The sequence below is a fragment of the Facilibium subflavum genome, from assembly GCF_003574485.1.
GTDB lineage: Bacteria > Pseudomonadota > Gammaproteobacteria > Francisellales > Francisellaceae > Facilibium > Facilibium subflavum.
Map to the genome: position 1 here is coordinate 1 of NZ_QLIT01000320.1, position 636 is coordinate 636.

Annotated in this window: 1 protein-coding gene; it reads right to left on the reverse strand. The window is 38.1% G+C overall.

What is annotated here, in order from left to right; genetic code table 11:
- Window positions 1-46: 46 nt before the first annotated feature.
- Window positions 47-636, reverse strand: a 590-nt coding sequence (locus tag DNK84_RS13685) for a CDP-alcohol phosphatidyltransferase family protein (protein WP_162902511.1), incomplete at its 5' end; no start/stop codon positions are given.

Consider the following 636-nt stretch of genomic DNA (forward strand, 5'->3'; position numbering starts at 1 on the left):
GGGGTCACTGGTTCAAGTCCAGTAGCGACCACCAGCTTCAACCCCTCTATTTTAAAACCGTTGTTTGCCTATAAAACTCAAAAACACGAAAAAAAGTTGTCCATAATACCAAAAGAACAAAGACAACCCCAAGAACTATTGTCATTGAAGGCAGTAAAATCATCGCAATGAAAAAGATAAAAGCCTCGGCACGTTCCATAAGCCCTGGGCTGTAATAAAAAGTCTTCTGGCTGTGCTTATCAGAAAAAATACCAACCAGTAAAAAACTTGAAACACAAACAAGCATCGAGGCCATCATTAAAAGGGCAATAAGTGCCATTTCAGGCTGACGGAGATATAAAGCAATTACGATAAAAGCTTCTACAAAACGATCGGATAAAATATCCAAAACAGTACCTAAAGAGGAGCTTGTATTACGCATGCGGGCAACACAACCATCAACAATATCTAGATAGCCTGATAGTAATAAAATAAATACACCCAAGAATCTCAAATCTACAGCAACAAACACCGCAGCAATAACACCTGTAACTAAAGCAAAAATCGTTATAGTATTAGGATGAACATAGTGATAAATTCTTTTTACAAAAGGGCTTACAAGTGTCTTTTGAAATGCCGGAGCCCATCCATCTAACT